Origin of the sequence: Fulvivirga aurantia (assembly GCF_009711475.1) — a bacterium.
Classification (GTDB): domain Bacteria; phylum Bacteroidota; class Bacteroidia; order Cytophagales; family Cyclobacteriaceae; genus Fulvivirga; species Fulvivirga aurantia.
In genome coordinates this window covers 1-510 of sequence record NZ_SMMD01000104.1, presented here as the reverse complement: position 1 = coordinate 510, position 510 = coordinate 1, and the positions used below count along the sequence as shown (strand labels likewise).

1 protein-coding gene is annotated in these 510 nt (G+C 36.3%); it reads left to right on the top strand.

Annotation, left to right across the window (positions count from 1 at the left end; all coding sequences use genetic code 11):
* Window positions 1-211: 211 nt before the first annotated feature.
* Window positions 212-510, top strand: a 299-nt coding sequence (locus tag E1176_RS00215) for a contact-dependent growth inhibition system immunity protein (protein WP_155208586.1), incomplete at its 3' end; no start/stop codon positions are given.

The window sequence follows — 510 nt, the reverse complement described above, 5'->3', positions numbered from 1 at the left end:
GATTATTCCAAAAATTGAATTCTATAATCGATGATTTCAGATACTAAGAATTGAATAGTATGGCATTGACAGGATATTTTACGGAGATTGAAAAGGCCCCACAAGTTTTTAATTTAAATCAAGGGGTGGATATGTGAGGTTAGTGCTCCTGATAGCTATAGAGACTAATCCCCATTACTCATAGCTGGCCGTTAACCATAATTATTTACCAATGAGGTTAGAACCTAACTGGAAATTTAAGAATCTAGATAATTTAGAGAAAACTAACTGGGCTGAACCACCTTTTGGTAGTAAACTTGTTCAAACCATCCATAAACTGAGGAAGGTGCCGTTAAACGAATTCGAGGTTGAGGACATGAGGATTATGATAGGTCAGAATATTAGCCTTAAATTTTTAATTCCACTCGCAATTGAACAACTCCAAATTGACCTGTTTGTAGATGGTGACTTATTCGAGGGTGACCTTCTTCAAGCCGTATTAGAGGTTGATGATAGTTTCTGGATGGATAA